The organism is Pontibacter liquoris, assembly GCF_022758235.1.
GTDB classification, from domain to species: Bacteria; Bacteroidota; Bacteroidia; order Cytophagales; family Hymenobacteraceae; genus Pontibacter; species Pontibacter liquoris.
This window is the reverse complement of sequence record NZ_JALEBG010000002.1, coordinates 323,057-340,482: the sequence shown is the minus strand read 5'-3', so window position 1 is coordinate 340,482 and position 17,426 is coordinate 323,057. Positions and strand designations below refer to the sequence as shown.

7 protein-coding genes are annotated in these 17,426 nt (G+C 56.3%); 5 read left to right on the top strand and 2 right to left on the bottom strand.

The genetic code is table 11. The features are described from left to right. Positions 1 to 384: 384 nt before the first annotated feature. Positions 385 to 2,481: a sulfatase-like hydrolase/transferase gene (locus LWL52_RS14760; protein WP_242921239.1), complete on the top strand. Its 2,097-nt coding sequence runs from the start codon at positions 385 to 387 to the stop codon at positions 2,479 to 2,481. A 303-nt stretch (positions 2,482 to 2,784) separates the two neighbouring features. Here LWL52_RS14760 and lacZ read toward each other — a convergent pair whose 3' ends face one another. Further along, the gene (gene lacZ / locus LWL52_RS14755; RefSeq protein ID WP_242921238.1) at positions 2,785 to 5,949 is read right to left on the bottom strand and encodes a beta-galactosidase, LacZ type; all 3,165 of its coding nucleotides are present in this window, start codon (positions 5,947 to 5,949) and stop codon (positions 2,785 to 2,787) included. A gap of 414 nt (positions 5,950 to 6,363) precedes the next feature. Beyond that, the gene (locus LWL52_RS14750; RefSeq protein ID WP_242921237.1) at positions 6,364 to 7,065 is read right to left on the bottom strand and encodes a FadR/GntR family transcriptional regulator; all 702 of its coding nucleotides are present in this window, start codon (positions 7,063 to 7,065) and stop codon (positions 6,364 to 6,366) included. Positions 7,066 to 7,218: 153 nt separating this feature from the next. Between LWL52_RS14750 and LWL52_RS14745 the strand changes: the two genes are divergently transcribed. The 4 genes from LWL52_RS14745 to LWL52_RS14730 all read left to right on the top strand — a co-directional run bounded on the left by LWL52_RS14745 (position 7,219) and on the right by LWL52_RS14730 (position 17,417). Continuing rightward, positions 7,219 to 10,518, top strand: a complete 3,300-nt coding sequence (locus LWL52_RS14745) for a SusC/RagA family TonB-linked outer membrane protein (RefSeq protein WP_242921236.1) — start codon at positions 7,219 to 7,221, stop codon at positions 10,516 to 10,518. Positions 10,519 to 10,651: 133 nt separating this feature from the next. Next, positions 10,652 to 12,184: a SusD family outer membrane lipoprotein NanU gene (gene nanU / locus LWL52_RS14740; RefSeq protein WP_242921234.1), complete on the top strand. Its 1,533-nt coding sequence runs from the start codon at positions 10,652 to 10,654 to the stop codon at positions 12,182 to 12,184. Positions 12,185 to 12,235: 51 nt separating this feature from the next. Next, entirely contained in the window at positions 12,236 to 13,177 is a 942-nt protein-coding gene (locus LWL52_RS14735; protein ID WP_242921232.1) for a dihydrodipicolinate synthase family protein, read from the top strand. Positions 13,178 to 13,187: 10 nt separating this feature from the next. Next, the gene (locus LWL52_RS14730; RefSeq protein ID WP_242921229.1) at positions 13,188 to 17,417 is read left to right on the top strand and encodes a sodium:solute symporter family transporter; all 4,230 of its coding nucleotides are present in this window, start codon (positions 13,188 to 13,190) and stop codon (positions 17,415 to 17,417) included. Positions 17,418 to 17,426: the final 9 nt, after the last annotated feature.

The following is a 17,426-nucleotide window of genomic DNA, read 5'->3' as shown; positions in this document are numbered from 1 at the left end:
ACATAATGTCAGAGAAGCTAAAGAAACGCGGATGGTCCGGAGCTGTTGGTTTCGGGAAAGCGCTTGCCCGCAAACGTTTGCGTAGATTTAAAGCCCTACGGGATGCCGTACATGGCAGGTTTATACTTACCTTCTGAGCACGTTTTGGCTGGAATGTGCATGACCAAAGCTTACGGGAGAGGCCACCCGACGCTCAACAGGGTGGTTCACTTGCTTAAAGCAGGACATCTGCCGCCCATACTTGCTACGAGGTGTTTTTCGGTTCTTATACGTCCTATGGCTTTTGTTATTGATTAACTTGATATGCTCACAGCCGCTCCCATACTTGTACCGGGGGCCTGCTTTAAATAAAACCGGCATCTGCACCGGAATACATTTTTTATTATGAAACACCATCTGCCGCTTTGCTTCTGCCTGCTGCTGCTTATACCGGCTTTGCCTGCCTTGCCGCAGGGCCGCACGCCCGATCAAAAACAGCCTCCTAATATTATTTTTATTCTGGCCGATGACCTGGGATATGGCGACGTGGGAGTGTTTTTCCAGAACCAGCGGCAAAAAGCTGCAGACCGGAGCAAGCCCTGGCACTATACGCCCAACCTCGACAAAATGGCTGCCGGCGGCGCCCAGCTCACGCAGCAGTACGCCAACGCACCTGTCTGCGCCCCATCCCGTGCCTCCCTCCTGACGGGCGTGCACCAGGGCAACGCGCAGGTGCGCGACAACCAGTTCGACAAGGCGCTGGAGGAGAACCATACATTAGGTACCCTGCTGCAGGGGGCGGGCTATACCACCGCCAGCATTGGTAAGTGGGGGCTGCAGGGAGTGGATGAAGTGGGGCCGGACTGGCCGGCACACCCGCTTAAGCGAGGCTTCGATAATTTCTTTGGGTATATGCGCCACATGGACGGCCACGAGCATTACCCGGTGGAGGGCACCTACGGTGGCCCCAAACAAGTATGGCACAACTATACGGATGTGGCCGCCGGCCTAAACAAGTGCTATACGACCGATCTGTGGACCGCCGCCGCCAAAAAATATATTACCGACCACGCACAGGGTGCCGACGCGGCAAAGCCGTTCTTCCTGTACCTGGCCTACGACGCGCCGCACGCCGTGCTGCAACTGCCTGCGCAGGCGTACCCGGCAGGGCAGGGCTTGCATGGCGGGCTGCAGTGGCTGGGCACGCCCGGCCATATGATTAACACAGCTTCCGGCAAGGTGGACTCCTACATGCACCCTGATTACAGCCATGCCACCTACGATGACGACCGGAACCCCGCTACCCCTGAGGTGCCCTGGCCTGAAACCTACAAGCGCTATGCTACCGCCGTGCGGCGTATTGATGACGCCGTAGGAGACCTGCAACAACTGCTCAGGGATCTGCACCTGGATGAAAACACGCTGGTGGTGTTCACTTCCGATAATGGCCCGTCCATCGAGTCATACCTGCCGGCAACGTATGTGCCCAACCTGCCTACATTTTTCGACAGCTTCGGCCCTTTCGACGGCATCAAGCGCGACTGCTGGGAAGGCGGCGTGCGGATGCCGACGCTGACTGCCTGGCCTGGCCACATTCCTGCGGGACGGGTAGTTACTACGCCCAGCATCTTTTCTGACTGGATGGCAACATTAGCCGACGCCGCACATGTGCCGGCCCCGGCCCGCACGGATGGCGTTTCGCTGCTGCCTTCGCTTATCGGTCAGGGGCGGCAAGCCGAAAGCCTGGTGTACGTGGAGTATTTTGAGGGAGGCAAAACCCCGGCCTTTGAGGCGTTTGAGCCGGCCAGGCAAAGCCGTAAACGCGACCAGATGCAGCTGCTGCGCCTGGGGGATTTGGTGGGCGTGCGCTACCAGGTAACCGCTGCCAACGACGATTTTGAGATTTATGATGTGGTGAAAGATCCCGCCCAAAGTATAAACCTGGCTGGCCAGCCCGGCTACGAACAGGTGCAGGAGCAGCTGAAGGCCAGGGTGCTGCAGGTGCGCCACCCGAACCCGTCTGCCCCGCGCCCTTACGATGGCGCCCTGGTACCGGCCGTGCCCGCACCCGCCAAATTAGCCAAAGGACTTGCCTGGACGTATGTGCCGGGCGATTTCCGGTGGGTGGCGGCGGAAAACGGGCAAAAGGCAGGCAAACACGGCACCGCCAAAGCTGTGGGCGGAAATGAACTGCGCAGAAAACATGGCATGGTTTACTATCAGGGTTACTTGCACGTGCCAACCGACGGGGAGTACGAGTTTGCGCTGACAACGGCAGGCAAGGCATTTGTGCGCCTGCACGAAGCCGCGCTGCTGGACGCCGATTACGGCTATGCCCCAGGCACCGAACGAACGCAGCGGGCAATGCTGCAGGCGGGGCTGCACCCTATCCGGATCGCATACCTTAGTAGCAAAGGAACCGAACCCGCGCTGAGGCTTCAATGGAAAAAGGCAGGGGAGGCAGCCTGGCGGGAATTCCATCCGGCCGACCTGAGCCATTAATAGGCCCTTTGTGCGGTGCTTAGTCCCCTCTTGTTCAGGGTTGTTTCATGCTGATAAATAGGGTCGTGTTTTGCGGGCGATCATACTTGTGCCCGGCTATACTTTGGGCCGCTGCCCCTTATCGGATTACAAATCCGATAAGATACGGAAGACACGGGTTACAAACCCGCGCCAGCAAATGAAGTATGAAGTTGCGCAGCCAAGGAGAAGGCTTGGCGGCACATTGTAATAAGTATGAAAGAGCAAAGCCCAGGTATGTAATCATACCTGGGCTTTGCTCTTTCATGGGGTGATGCGTTATACTTACCGCAGCGGTCTGATCCAGTAACGGAACGTTTGGTCCTTAAACGGAATGCGGTACTGCTCAAGCGGCCAGCTGCCCCAGCTGTCCATGCCCTGCAGGCCGGTCTGCTGCAGGTCAACGTGCATATAAATGTGGTCGCGTTTTTCCAGTTCGCCGGAGTGGTACTGTTTCTTGTCCACCTCCGGATCCAGGTCATCCAGGCTGTAAGGCAGGGCTGAGAAGCTCAGCAAGCTGTCAGCGAAACTGAACTCCAGGCCTTGGCCTTTTTTGTTAGTGAGCGCGGTCCAGCGTACCTCGGTCTTGTTGCCGCTTTCCTGCGGGCGGGCGTAGGGGAAGTATTGTTGATCAAGTTTCTGGTGGTAGGAGCCTACAAACGAAGCCGTTTTGCGGTCCCAGTAATTCTCCCAGGGGCCGCGGCCGTACCAGCGGATGTTGTCCAGTGTTTTGCTCACCTGCAGATTGGTGCCCATGCGCAGCAGCAGTTTGTGATCGCCTTTCAGGGCGCTAAAGCGGGTGTCTACTTTCACGGTGCCATCGCCGAAAACGGTAAAATGCTGCTTGGTGGCTGCATCGCCGTTCACCAGCTCTTTCTCAAACACCACTTCATAGCCATCGGTCGTTTTGCTATACTTCGCATTGGTAAGGGTGCCGGCATCGTACGCATTGCGCCACATGCGCAGCGACTTGTTAAAGCCTGCTCCAATGTCATTGTCGGTAGGCGCGCGCCAGAAGGCAGGTGTCGGTCCCTGCTCAATCAACTGCTGTCCTTTTAAGGTATAGCCGCTCATTGTGCCGTTCTTTAGATCAAAGCTTACACTAAAATCCTTTCCCGCGATCACCACCTGCCCATTGGTTTCAGTTGCTTTCAGGCTGCCTTTGCCGCTTGGGGAGGTGGTTGTCTGCATGGTGGGGCTGAGGGCAAACTGCTCGGCGGCTATCTGGTAGCCTTTCTCCAGGAAGGGCTCCGCGTTTTTCAACGTATAGCCTACGTTTAGGAAGTACTCTCTGCCCGGCGTTAGCTTCTTTTTAAGCGGCACCTGAAAGGTTTTGCTTTGCTGCGGCTGCAGCGCCAGGTCGCTTATACTTCCCTTTTCCACCCTTTTGCCGTTCTCCAGCAGCTCCCAGTGCAGGTGGTAGTTGGCCAGGTCGCGAAAGAAGTAGCCGTTTTTCACCTCAAGGGTATGGGCACCGGTATACATTGTTTTGATGTTTTGGTATACTTTTTTCACTTCTACAGCCATGGGCGTCAGTTCGCGGTAGGCGGTTACCACGCCCTTCACAATAAAGTTGTTGTCGCTGATGTTCTCGTCCACGGGGCCGCTGAGCGGGAAGTCGCCGCCATAGGCCATGATGCGCTTGCCATTTTTCACAGTGTCGATGGCCTGGTCTACCCATTCCCAGATAAAGCCGCCTTGCAGGTGGGGCTCCGTCTCGATCACGTCCCAGTAATCCTGGAAGTTGCCCAGGCTGTTGCCCATGATGTGGGCGTACTCGCTCATGATGAGCGGCCGCTGTTCCTTTGTAGTTTGGGCGTAGCGCTTCAGCCAGTTGGGGCTGGGGTACTGCGGCACGATCATATCGGTGTTGAAGTCGTTTTCGGCGCGCTCATACTGCACGGGGCGATCATCGTGCGCCTTCAGCCACGCATAACCTTCGTAGAAGTTCACCCCGTTGCCCGCCTCGTTGCCCAGCGACCAGGTTATGACGGACGTGTGATTCTTGTCGCGCTCATACATCCGCCGAATGCGGGCCAGGTGCGGCATGCGCCACTTTTTATCATTGCCCAGGGTGATGGCCAGGTCGTAGCCCCTGCCATGCGACTCGATGTTGGCCTCATCCACCACATATAACCCATACTCGTCGCATAGTTCCATCCAGTACGGGTCAGGGGGATAGTGGCTGGTGCGCACCGCGTTTACGTTGAGCTTTTTCATCATCTCCATGTCTTTGCGCATATCGGCTTTGCTCAAAGTATGGCCCTGGGTAGGGTTGTGCTCGTGGCGGTTCACACCTTTGAGGAACACGCGCTTGCCGTTCACCAGGAAGTCTCCGTTCTTAAGGGCCACCGAGCGGAAGCCCAGGCGTTGCGGCACCACCTCCAGCACCTTGCCGTCTTTGTCTTTCAGGGTGATGTATAAGGTATAGAGGTAAGGTGTTTCGGCAGACCAGACGTGCACGTTCGGAAGCTCTTTCTGAAAGCTTACCGCCGTTTTATAGTTGCCCAGCACCTGTTGCACGCCTTTGGTTTGGTCGGTGAAAACGGTTTTGCCGGCAGCATCCACCAGCTCGAGCTCCACCGAAAAAGTATCGGGCTGGCTGTGCAGCGTCTTGCGGTCTATTTTATAGTTGTTGATCTCGGCAGTTAAGTTAAATACGCCGTTGGTGTATGTCGGGTCCAGGGTGGCCGCAACTTTAAAATCGCGGATGTCGAGTTTGGGGGTGGCATACAGGTATACATCGCGCTCGATGCCGGAGATGCGCCACATGTCCTGGCTTTCCAGGTAGCTGCCGGTGCTCCAGCGGTATACCTGCAGGGCAACCAGGTTCTCGCCCGGTTTTACGTAGGGGGTAATGTCGAACTCAGCAGCCAGTTTGCTGTCTTCGCTGTAGCCTACTTTCTCCCCGTTCACCCAGATAAAGAAGGCCGATTTCACGGCGCCCAGGTGGATGAATACCTGCTGGCCGTCCCAGTTTTGCGGCAGCCTGAATGTTTTGCGGTAAGAGCCGACCGGGTTGTTGTGCTCCGGAATATCGAAGGGCGGGTTAAGTTTGGCGCCTTTCTTGGCGTGGCCCGCAAATTCGTAGGGATGGTTCACGTAAATGGGCAGTCCGTAGCCGTTTAGCTCCCAGTTGGCCGGCACCTTAAAGTTATCCCAGTTGCTGTCGTTAAAGCCCGGCTTGTAGAAATCCTGGGGGCGCTTAGTCGGGTCCTGCACCCAATTGAACTTCCAGGTGCCGTTGAGGGAGAGAAAGCGGTCGGACTGCTCTTTCTGCCGCTGCTCGGCCAGCTTCCGGTTTTCGTAGGCAAAGGCCGAGGCCCGCATCGGCAGGCGGTTGATCTCCACGATCTCCGGCGTCAGCACTTCTGTCGGGAGTTGCTGCGCCCGCGCCGCGGTAGCCAGAAGAAAAGTTACAAGAAGGAAAAGGGTGTTTTTAAGCTGCATAATATTTTATAAGGATAGGTGTATACTGGGTAGTGCGGCAAGTTAGAGCGTCTGGGCGGCTCCGGCTGGTATAACCTCCGCGCAAACGTTTGTGTTAGGGCCCTGCCACAGGAGCAGGCGGCCAGGCTACGGGGCAAAAGGCAACGTTATAGCTGGAAAGGTGCCGGCCTTTGTGTCGCGTTGCCGGCAAAAAGGACACCCTTGCTTGTGTCAGCAAGCGGTGGCGGTCCCTTATACTGAATAATATGGACTGATCAGGTTTATACTATAGCAGGAGCAAGCCTTGCAGGCCGCCTAAGAGGCGGCGCCAGCAAGTATAAGCATCCCGCTTTTACCCGAAGATGTGGCAGGTTCGTTTCAGGCCAATGTGTAGCAGGCGAACCCGGCAAATGCGTTGGGTAAAAGGGGAGGAGATTACCTGAAGATGCGGGCAAAGTGATTTTCCAGGTGGTTGCGCATGCCGTTGCGGAGCATCTCGGCGGTGCCGTGCTCAATAATATCCACCAGGCCTTTGTGCGATACAAACTGTTTGACCACCGCTTCCTTTTTCAGCAGGCCGCTGCTGTGCACATAATCGAATACTGGCAGCAGCATCTTCTGAAACTTCCTGAGCGTATCGTTTTTCGAAATATCGTAGAGTTTGCCATGGAAGTTGATCTCGTGCTGGATCTGGAACTGCATCGTGTCCGATAAGTCGGGCTCGTTAGCCACAATCTCCTTCAGTTCCGCAATGTCTTCCTTTGTCACGCGCTCCATTATAAAGTCGGCCATACCAACCTCCAACACCAGGCGCAGCTCAAACACTTCGCGCAAGGTGGCATTGTCGAGCACCTGCGGAATCATGCGCTTTTCCAGCAGCGAAAGCAGGTCGGGGTTGGTGATAACGGCGCCCCTGTGTTTTTTGGACTCGATCAAACCGATCATGCGCAGGCGCAGCAGCGCCTCTCGAATAACGGTGCGGCTCACGCCCAGGCCACTGGCCAGCTCCACCTCTTTCGGGATAGGGTCTCCTACCTTTAAATTCCGCTGTATCAGCAGCTCAATCAAATTCATCTCCACCTTGTCCACCAGCGAGCGGGTGTCAATGGTTGTCAATTTATCCAGAATGTTGTCCATGTCTTAAGGTATACGTGTCTGATCGCGTACGGCAATTCTATTCCCGGCAGTGCTTTCACGAAAGATAAATAAGAAATACAAAGATAGGTTAGGAATTCCAAATTCTCTTCAATACTTTTATTATGTCATACTTAATACCTAAAAAGATTTATTATGAATCGTATACGTCTACTTCTATTTGTGCTTCTGTGGCTAGGGCTACTCTCCGGCCACGAAATCTATGCCCGGCAAGCCGGCACCGTCAGCGGACGTGTGGTTTCGGCTGACGACAACCAACCCCTAGTTGGCGTAAGCGTGGGCCTGAAAGGTACCGCGCAGGGAACTGCCACCGATGCGGAAGGCCGCTTCAGATTAACAGCCTCTTCTGGCAGCGTGCTGCTGGTAAGCTATATTGGATTTACTTCGCAGGAGGTAAAGGTGCCGTCCGGGGCGCAGGAGCTAACCATAACGCTGCAGCCGGCCTCTAAAAAACTGAACGAAGTAGTGGTGGTGGGTTATGGCAGCCAGAGCCGCCAAACCGTGACCAGCGCTGTGGCCAAAGTGGACGAGGAAGTGCTGGCCAGCGTGCCGCGTGCCAACGTGGGTAGCGCCCTGCAGGGCACCGTACCCGGCGTGCAGGTAACCACCGGCACAGGACAGCCCGGTGCGGCACCCCAGATCAAACTGCGTGGTGGCGCTTCCATCAACAACCCCGGTGCGCCGCTGGTGATCGTGGACGGTGTGGTGCGTTCGTTCAACGACGTGCCTGCCGAGAACATTGCTTCTATGCAGGTGTTGAAAGATGCTGCCTCCACGGCCATTTACGGAGCCAGGGCCAACAATGGCGTTATTTTGATTACGACCAAGCAAGGCAAGGCCGGCAAGTCAGAGGTGACTTATAAGTATACGGGTGGATTTAACCAGCGCCGGCAGAGCTATAACTACCTGGGAGCACATGATTATATTTATTATACCCGCTTGGGCTACCTGAATGCGGGCCGTACGCTGGCGCAGGCAAATTCCTCGCGCGGCCTTGGTCTGCTGACGGACCCGGCCAACCTGGCCAGCTTTGACATACGCCAGCTCAGCGGTAACCGCGACCTGCTGTCAAAAGGCTGGGAAGCAATGGCGGACCCCTATAACCCTGCTGACTCCATTCTATACAAAGATCACGGCGGTGAGATCGAAGACCTAGTGTTCCGTAATACCTTTTCGCAGGAGCATTATATTAACGCAACAGGCGGAAACGACAAAGGCCGTTACTTTGCCAGCTTCGACTATTACGATGAGGACGGCGTGATTGTGGGCTCGGGTTACAAGCGGTATGCCGGCGACATCAATGGATCTTACCGTGTGAAGCCGAACGTGGAGGTGAGCACGGGCGTAACGCTCTCCACCTCTTCGCAGATCGGCACCATTGGAGGCGAAGTGAACACGCTCTACCGTAACCTGGCTATCTGGCCTACCTTCAATCCCTGGCTCGATTCGGCCCAGACCAAGCCAAACCCCGGCAACAGCGCTTCTGATGGTAACCCGCTCTACTGGTTGCAGAAGAACGACCGCCACAACGAGGTAAACCGCATTACAGCCATCGGCGCTGTAACCTGGGACATTTTGCCTAGCTTATACTTTAAAGGAACGGCCAACGCTTACCTGTTTGAGAACCTGAACCAGTCGTTTCAGAAAGCCACCCAGAGTTATGCGCAAATTTTCGCCGCTAACCCCACCTATAATACCAGCCGGAACTCCATCTACAGCTTCGACCGGGATTTTCAGCAGCAGTATAACGGTATTCTGAATTACACCACCAGCTTTGCCGATAAGCACAACCTGGAGGCAATGGTGGGCGCGGAATTCTTCGGTGTAAAGTCTTACTTTACGCAGGTGTTTGGCCAGAATGCCCCTACCGACGACATTCCTACGGCTAATGCCTCTACTACCTTCAATGCCGGCAGTAATACCAGCTCTAAGTCGGCGTATAGCATTATCTCTGCCTTCGGCCGCCTGAACTACAACTTTGACGAGCGCTATCTGCTGACGCTGGTATTCCGGCAGGATGCCGTTTCCAGCCTGGCTGAGGAGAACCGTGTTGGCTTCTTTCCGGGCATGTCGGCTGGTTGGAACCTGCACCGCGAGGCCTTTTTCAAGGATGCCGGGCTCGACAAGTATATTTCTACCTTTAAGCCGCGCATCAGCTACGGCGTGAATGGCAACATTGCGGGCGTGGGCCGCTATGAGGTGCAGGGCGAGTATGGGTTGCAGACCAACTATGGCGGCAACGCAGGATTCCTGAACAGCTCGTTTCCTAACCCCGGCCTGCGCTGGGAGCGTAGCGCAACACTGGATGCAGGTGCGGACCTGGGCTTCCTGAACGATAACGTATCGGTGCTGTTCGACTACTACGACCGCCGTACCAGCGACCTGCTCACGCAGTTGCCGCTGCCCAGCTACACGGGCTACAGCAGCTTCCGGACCAACCTGGGCACGCTCCAGAACAAGGGCTATGAACTGGCTGTGAATGCCAATGTGCTAAAATCGGCCAATGGGCTTAACCTGACGCTGGGTGCCAACACCTCGTTCGTTAAAAACAAAATACTTAAGCTGCCCTACAATGGCAACGAGAACAACCGACAGGGCGGCATCCAGCTCTACGACCCTAAGCAGGGGCGCGTGGTGTGGGTAGGCGGCTACCAGGAAGGCGGCACGCTCGGTGATATCTATGGTTACAAGCAGGTCTCTATCTTTAAGGATGACGCGGAAGTGGAGCGGGTAGCAGGTAGCCGCTACGACGCCATTGCTAAGATCACAGGTCCCGGGTTGCCTGCAGGCGCCAACGGCCGCATCACACCGGGCGATGTGAACTGGCTGGATGTAGACCAGAACGATACCATCGACACCCGCGACCAGGTATACCTGGGTAACGTCAACCCTAAGTGGACAGGCGGTTTCTCTGCCAACCTTTCTTACAAAGGCTTCTCGTTGTACAGCCGCTTTGAGTTCGCGGTGGGCCACACGATCTATAACGACCTGGTAGCGCGTACCCTGGGCAATTATCAGGGTACCTTTAACTACATCGATCTAATTAAGGATGCCTGGTCACCGACCAATACTGACACCGATGTTCCCAAAGTATACTTTGCCGACCAGGTGCCCGGCTCCAAGCAAAACTACACCCGGGCCAACAATGCTTCTTCTTCGCTGAATGGCAACAATTCGCGCTTTTACGAAAAAGGCGACTACCTGGCCTGCCGCGAGATCACGCTGTCCTATGACTTCGGGCAGAACCTGCTGGACAAGATGCGGCTGCTCTCACGGGCCAGGGTATATACCACCTTCAGCAACCTGTTCTACATGACCGAATTTAGCGGCCCAAGCCCGGAGCCGCCGCTTAGCGGAAGCTCGATTTCAGGTGTGTATGTGGGTACCTATCCTACGCCGCGCTCCGTGGTATTGGGACTGCAGGTTACTTTTTAAGGTGAAAGAAGAAAGTAAAAACAGGACATAAGCTCACCCGCTTTCAGGTAAGTGCCGCAGGGGTAGCTACCCGGCTACTACTGCGGCCCCTTCCTGGCTGAGGCGCTTTATACTTAACAACATAACGCATTGTATGAAAAAGCATATTCTATACTTGTTTACCTTTATCGGGGCAGCGCTGCTGGGCAGTTCCTGCTCCGATGATCTGGAGCTCGCGCCGATCAGCTCCATCAGCGATGGCAATTTCTGGCAGACACCCGACCAGTTTGATGCCTTTGTAACGGGCGTTCACTCCCGCTTCCGCAACCATAACGGCACCTTTGAGGTGCTGGGAGAGCTACGTGCCGATGTGTTTGGCAACGAGCCCGGCGCCAGTGCCTCCTTCACCGGAGAGGCTCCGCAGGGAATGGAGCGGATGTGGCTCCAGACCATCGATCCTGAAAACGCTGGTGTCAGCAGCTTCGGAGGCTTCTACAGCAATATTGCCCAGCTGAATGTGCTGATCAGCAAGCTGCAAACCACCAACGTGGTTCCGGCTGCTACAAAAGATTATTACCTGGGCATAGGCTATGGTATGCGGGCCTTTTACTATTTCCAGCTGCTGCGTACCTGGGGAGATGTGGTGATCCAGACCGAACCGGTTACCTCGATAGACATTTCGAATCTGGCCAAGCCCGCCTCCAGCCAGCAGGAGGTGATGCAGCTCATTAAAGCGGATATTGACAGCTCGGCTGCCAACTTCGGGGCAAATTATTCTTTCAAAATGAACAAAGGGTTCTGGTCGAAAGCGGCTACCCTGATGCTGAAAGCCGAAGTATACCTGTGGACGGCCCACCGCGACGGCGGCGCAACAGATGCTGCCACAGCCAAAAACGCCCTGACCGATATTCAGACAAACGTACCCGGCCTGCGCTTACTGCCCAAATTTACCGATGTGTTTGCAGCGGGTAGCAAAGGCAACAACGAGATCATTTTTGCCAGCCGCTACCTGCTTAATGAGGCTTCAATGGGCTTTGTGAGCTCCTATGTGCCGCAGACAGGCCTTATTGCTAACTTCCAGGATTCGCTGGAGAACCGCCCATTCACGGTGGCACAGGACAACTGGGGCGGCCTGCTGCGTGCGCCCACGCGCATTGCCACCTACCGCAAGTATAATGACCTGGACAGCCGCAAATGGGCTACTATTCAGGGAGCTTACACCAAAGTTGGCGGCACGTATCAGCTAGCGGGTGCCTTCGTGAAGAAATACCAGGGCGAGCAAAGCGCCGGTGCCCGCGTCTTTACCAACGACTTCCCGATTTACCGCTACGCCGACCTGCTCCTGTTACTGGCTGAGGCCAAGCAGCTGCTGGGCGAAAGTCCGGCTACCGAAATCAATGCTGTGCGGCAGCGGGCCTATGGTGCCAATTACAGTGAGGCCGTTTATGGCTACCCTAACCAGGCGGTAGACACCGACCCACAGGAGGCGATTTTGCAGGAGCGCTTCTTTGAGTTTATCTTCGAGGGCAAACGCTGGTATGACCTGCGCCGCATGGGCGACAACTATGTGTATGCGCACACCACGCTGAAGGCGTCCGAGGCATACAAGCTGCTTTGGCCGATCGACCGCGGCTCGCTGACCGATAACAGGGCACTGAAGCAGAATCCGGGCTATCCGCAGTTCTAAGATACCTGTGATAAGCTACGCTGAATTATAGTTTAATCATCACTTACATTCATGAAACGAACACATTTACACGGTCTGATCGCAGCTCCTTTCACGCCGATGCACGCCGACGGCAGTCTGAACCTGGCACTTATCCCGGCCTATTACCAACTGCTGAAGGAAAATGGCAACACCGGCGCGTTTATCTGCGGCTCTACCGGTGAGGGGGTGTCGCTGACGCTGGAGGAAAAGAAGCAGGTGGCCGAAGCCTGGGCGGTTGCCGCCAAGGGCGATGCTAGCTTTAAGGTGATTACGCTGGTGGGCGGCACCTGCCTGCAGGATGCTGTGGACCTGGCGGCGCATGCGCAGCAGATCAAGCTGGATGCCATTGCTTTTACAGCACCGTTTTACTTTAAACCAGCCTCGGTACAGGCGCTGGCCCAATGCTGCCAGGTGGTAGCGGAGGCCGCGCCGGAACTGCCGTTTTATTACTACCACATCCCCGTGCTGACGGGTGTCGGATTCCCGATGCTGGATCTGCTGCGGGAAGTGGAGGGCCAAATTGCTACTTTTGCCGGGATCAAGTATACGCATGAGGACTTTATGGACTTCCTCTCGTGCCTGCACTTTGCCCACGGCAAGTATGATATGCTGTGGGGGCGCGACGAGAACCTGCTGGCGGCGCTGGCGCTGGGAGCCAAAGGCGGCGTGGGCAGCACCTACAACTATGCAGCCCCGCTTTATACGGCCCTGATTGATGCTTATGAGCAGGGCAGGCTGGAAGAGGCCCGGCAGCTGCAGGAGCAGTCCATCAGCATGATCCGGCTGCTGGGCAAGTATGGCGGCATCGCTACTGGTAAGATGTATATGAAACTCATCGGCCTTGATTGTGGCGGGTTCCGCCTGCCAATCCGGAACATGAGCCAGGAACAATTTACCCTGTTTCAGAACGACGTAGCCGCACTGGGCTTCGATTCCTTTTGTTCCAGACCGGCACGCGTTGCGCAAACCTAATTAGTACTTTATGAAACACCTCCTGACCTTACTGCTGCTTTTGTCTATCCTTCCGCTGAAGGCGCGGCAAAAAAGTCCGGACCAGTTAGACTGGTCGGTGGCAGCCACGCTCCCCCCGGCACCGGGGCAAACTGCACAGCACGGCTTGGCCGGCGCGGTGGGTGGCGTACACAAGGGCGCGCTCCTGCTGGCAGGGGGCGCCAATTTCCCGGACGGGTTACCGTGGGAAGGAGGCCAGAAGAAGTACTGGCAGGATGTGTATGTGCTGCTGAAAAGTGAAGACGGCAAGTATACCTGGTCTGATAAAACGTTCCGGCTGCCCGCGCCTTTGGCCTATGGCGCCAGCGTGGCAACAGAGCAGGGCGTGGTGGTGCTCGGCGGTGAGAATGCGCAGGGCATCCAGACTAGGGCATACTTGCTACAATGGCTTCCGGAAGAAAAGAAAGCAAAGGTAAAACCGTTGCCTTCGCTGCCGCTGCCGCTCACCAACGCCGCTGCCACTGCCATGGGCAACCAGGTATACGTGGCGGGTGGCGAAACCACGGGCAAAGCAACAGATAGCTTCTTCCGACTCGACCTTTCGGCCCCTGCTGCAGGATGGCAAAAGCTGCCGGCGCTGCCGGTAGCACTCTCGCATGCGGTGGCAGTGGTGCAGTCTAACGGTGAGTACCCGGCGCTGTACCTGGTGGGTGGCCGTACGCAAACGGCCTCTGGCGTGAGTGAGCTGCACGGCACGACCTTTCGTTATGATCCGAAGAAAAATACCTGGGCGCAACTGAGCAGCCTCTCCGATGGCAAGGGTGGCCACACCAACCTGTCGGCGGCGACCGGCATTGCCACTGGGGCCAGCTACATCCTGGTGTTCGGCGGCGACAAAGGCGACGTCTTCACCCAGATCCAGCAGCACGATGCCGCTATCGCTGCTGCCACCACCGAAGCTGAAAAGCAGCGCCTGCAGAACGAAAAGCAGCTGCTGCTGACACACCACGCCGGGTTTAGCAAGGATATCTACCTCTACAATACCGTGACTGATGCTTGGACGAAGGCAGGTACGCTGCCGGTTTCGCATGTCACAACCTTTGCCGCCCGCCTGGGCGACGATATCCTGATCCCGTCGGGAGAGGTGCGGCCGGGTGTGCGCACACCGGACGTGCTGAAAGGCCACATGCGCCAGCAGCAGTACTTCACCTGGCTGGACTACACCGTAGTAGCGGTATACCTGCTGCTGATGGTGGGCATCGGCCTGTGGACCTCCCGTAACCAAGGCACCACCGACGACTACTTCCGGGGCGGGCAACGCATTCCGGGCTGGGCGGCGGGCCTGAGCATCTACGGTACCCAGCTAAGCGCCATTACTTTTATGGCAATCCCGGCTAAAACCTATGCTACCGACTGGAGCTACTTTATCCTGCAGCTCACTATTATCATGGTCATCCCGATCATCACTAATTATTTTATTCCTTTTTACCGCAGGTTGCAGATTGTCTCGGTCTACGAATACCTGGAGCAGCGCTTTAACTATACTACGCGGGCCCTGGCTTCGCTCCTCTACATCCTGTTGCAGCTCGGGCGGCTGGCCATAGTGCTGTTGCTGCCCAGCCTGGCGCTCACGCTGGTAACGGGTATCAACGTGAACCTGTGCATTCTGCTGATGGGCGTTATCACGATTTTCTATACTATGAAAGGCGGCATTGAGGCGGTAGTATGGACGGACGTAGCGCAGGTGGTCATCCTATTGGGCGGTGCGCTGGTGTGCCTGGTGATGATTCCGTTTCAGCTGGATGCGGACGCGGGCCAGATCTGGGAGACGGTGCAGCAGAATGGCAAGCTACACATCCTCAATACTGCCTTCACCTTTAACGAGCCCACGCTTTGGGTGGTGCTGCTGGGCGGGTTGGCGATCAACGTGATCACTTATGGCGCTGATCAGTCGGTAGTGCAGAAATACCTGACCACCCGCAACGAGGAGGCTTCCAAAAGAAGCATGCGCCTGGGCGCGTGGATGTCCCTGCCTTCGGCCCTGATTTTCTTTTCCATTGGCACGCTGCTGTACCTGTTTTTCAAGGATCATCCTGAAAAAGTAAACTACCAGCTGCAGAGCCAGGATGCTATTTTCCCATGGTACATCGTCACGGAGCTGCCGCAGGGCGTAACGGGCCTGCTGATCGCGGCGGTGTTCGCGGCGGCCATGTCCACGCTGAGCAGCAGTATGAACTCTGTGACCACCGCCCTGATTACCGACTTCTACCGGCCGTTTTCCAAGCCTACTTCGGAGACAAGATACCTGGCCATAGCGCGCTACTTTACGGTGGCGATCGGCGTGTTAGGCACCGCGCTCGCGCTGGTGATGGCGCACCAGGGCGTCTCCTCGCTCTGGGATCAGTTCAATACCATTCTGGGGCTGTTCACGGGCGGCCTGGGCGGTCTGTTTGTACTGGGCATCTTCACCAAAAGAGCCAATGCCAGGGGAGCCGTTATCGGGTTGGTGCTGAGTGGGCTGGTGCAGTTCTACATCAGCAGCTACACCCATATCAACCTGCTCCTGTATGCTTTCACCGGGCTGGTGTCGTGCGTGGTGTTCGGCTACCTGTTCAGTGTGATCACGGGCGGGCAAAACAAGGACATCCAAAGTTTAACTGTTTACAAGTATAAAGATGCTAAAGAACAAAACGGAGTGCTGTGGCTGTGCCTGCTGCTGGCTCTGACCGGTAGCGGCGGTTGCGCCAGCCAAACCTATACCACCGCTACTACTGCGCCCCAAACGCAGCAGCAGGTGCAGATAACGGCCACTGCGCCCATAGTGCCGGTGCTAAAGGGCAAGGCCACCAATCCGCTGCTGTGTTTACGGGTGTACGTGCCCGCCAGCGGTGACCCCGGCTTTCGCAGTATGCGGGCTACCCTGAGCCCCGGCGCGCTGCAAAGTATGGAGAAACTGGAGGTATACTTTACCGGCAACGAACCGTTGTTCGCAGCCGAGAAGCAGCTGGCTTCTGTCGTGCCGTCTACCACCTCGCTGGAGATCCCGGTGAGCCTCCAGCTCAAACCCGGCCTGAATTATATCTGGCTCAGCGGCACGTTAAAGGAGTCGGCAGACATTAGTAGCAAGGCAGAGCTGCACATCACCAACCTGACCGATGCCGCCGGCAAAGTATGGCCGGTAGCCGAACTAGGCACTGGTTATGCCAAGCGCCTGGGCACCGTGGTGCGGGGAGCCGGGCAGGATCGTGTAAACACCTACCGCATACCCGGCATCGTAACCACAAAGAAAGGAACGCTGATCGCCGTGTATGATATTCGCTACGAGAACAGCGGCGATCTGCCCGGCAATATTGACGTAGGCATGAGCCGCAGCACCGACGGCGGCAATATCTGGGAACCGATGCAGGTAATTATGGACATGGGAATGCCGCAGGAGAATAACGGTATAGGCGACCCGGCCATACTTGTTGACCCCGCTACCGGCAAGCTGTGGGTGGCCGCGCTCTGGAGCAAAGGCAACCGTTCCATTGCTGGTTCCAAACCTGGCCTTACGCCGGATGAAACCGGGCAGTTTGTGCTGGTGAGCAGCAACGACGATGGCAAGACCTGGTCAGCCCCTCAAAGCATCACCGAGCAGATCAAGAACCCGGCCTGGAACATTTACTTTAACGGACCGGGCAATGGCATTGCCATGCAGAACGGTACGCTGGTATTTCCGTCGCAGTACTGGGACGAGAAAGGCATGCCGCACTCTTCGATCATCTACAGCGATGACCATGGTAAAACCTGGAAGAGCGGCATCGGGGCCAAATCCAACACCACCGAAAGCCAGGTAGTAGAAACCACGCCCGGCACGCTCATGCTCAACATGCGCGATAACCGCGGGCGCTTCCGCTCCGTGGCTACCACCACCGACATGGGCCGCACCTGGGTAGAGCATCCTACTTCTTATAGCGCGCTGCAGGACCCCGTGTGCATGGGCAGCTTCATCAAAGCAAATGTGCAGACAAAGAAAGGACCACAGGAAGTCCTGTTTTTCAGCAACCCTGCTGTGCCTTCCGGCCGCTATAACATCACGCTTAAAGCCAGCCTCGATTTGGGCGAAACCTGGCAGCCCGCTAACCAGGTGCTGCTCGACGAGCGCGGCTCCTACGGCTACTCGGCCCTCACCAAAACCGACGATCAGACCATCGGCATTCTCTACGAAGGCGTGAAAGAATTATACTTTGTGCGTGTTCCGGTAGCGGAGCTTGTGCAATAGGTATAAACA

Coding starts and splice junctions, on each gene's coding strand:
- LWL52_RS14750 (WP_242921237.1), bottom strand. CDS start 7,065: ATGGACAACATTCTGGATAAATTGACAACCATTGACACCCGCTCGCTG.
- lacZ (WP_242921238.1), bottom strand. CDS start 5,949: ATGCAGCTTAAAAACACCCTTTTCCTTCTTGTAACTTTTCTTCTGGCT.
- LWL52_RS14760 (WP_242921239.1), top strand. CDS start 385: ATGAAACACCATCTGCCGCTTTGCTTCTGCCTGCTGCTGCTTATACCG.
- LWL52_RS14735 (WP_242921232.1), top strand. CDS start 12,236: ATGAAACGAACACATTTACACGGTCTGATCGCAGCTCCTTTCACGCCG.
- LWL52_RS14745 (WP_242921236.1), top strand. CDS start 7,219: ATGAATCGTATACGTCTACTTCTATTTGTGCTTCTGTGGCTAGGGCTA.
- nanU (WP_242921234.1), top strand. CDS start 10,652: ATGAAAAAGCATATTCTATACTTGTTTACCTTTATCGGGGCAGCGCTG.
- LWL52_RS14730 (WP_242921229.1), top strand. CDS start 13,188: ATGAAACACCTCCTGACCTTACTGCTGCTTTTGTCTATCCTTCCGCTG.